At 69.7% G+C, this 765-nt stretch carries 1 protein-coding gene; it reads left to right on the top strand.

The features are described 5' to 3' along the window. Positions 1-765, top strand: a 765-nt coding sequence (locus tag IEY93_RS37205; RefSeq protein ID WP_189167855.1) for an acyl carrier protein, incomplete at both ends; no start/stop codon positions are given.

The following is a 765-nucleotide window of genomic DNA, read 5'->3' as shown; positions in this document are numbered from 1 at the left end:
GTGCGGGGTGAGGTCGCGGGGGTGCTGGGGTTCGCCGATGGTTCGGCGGTGGATGTGCGGCGGCAGTTCCAGGATCTGGGGTTCGACTCGTTGACGGCGGTGGAGTTCCGCAATCGGGTCGGCAAGGTCACCGGGCTTCGGCTGCCCGCCACGCTCATCTTCGACTACCCGACCGCCGAGGCCGTGGCCGGCTACCTGGCGGGTGAGCTGGCCGGTGACCAGGTCGAGCAGGCCGCACCGGCCGTCATGGCCACCACCGACGAGCCGATCGCGATCGTGGGTATGGCGTGCCGTTTCCCCGGTGGGGTGGCGTCACCGGAGGGTCTGTGGGAGCTGGTCGCAGGGGGTCGTGACGCGATCGGGGAGTTTCCGTCGGATCGTGGGTGGGATCTGGACCGGTTGTACGACCCGGACCCGGGTCACCACGGCACCTCGTACGCGCGGCACGGCGGCTTCCTCTACGACGCCGGGGACTTCGATCCGGGGTTCTTCGGGATCTCGCCGCGTGAGGCGCTGGCGATGGATCCGCAGCAGCGGTTGCTGCTGGAGACGTCCTGGCAGGCGATGGAGCGGGCGGGGATCGACCCGCATGGGCTGCGCGGCAGCCGGACGGGCGTGTTCGCCGGGGTCATGTACCACGACTACGCGGCCAATCTCGGCTCGGCTCCCGAGGAATTGGAAGGCCTGATCGGGACGGGTACGGCAGGCAGCGTGGCCTCTGGCCGTGTGTCGTACTCCTTCGGTTTCGAGGGTCCGGCCGTCACA

The organism is Sphaerisporangium melleum, from assembly GCF_014646695.1.
In the GTDB taxonomy this organism is placed as follows: domain Bacteria; phylum Actinomycetota; class Actinomycetes; order Streptosporangiales; family Streptosporangiaceae; genus Sphaerisporangium; species Sphaerisporangium melleum.
The sequence above is the reverse complement of the archived record's forward strand: the minus strand, read 5'-3'. Positions and strand labels throughout refer to the sequence as shown.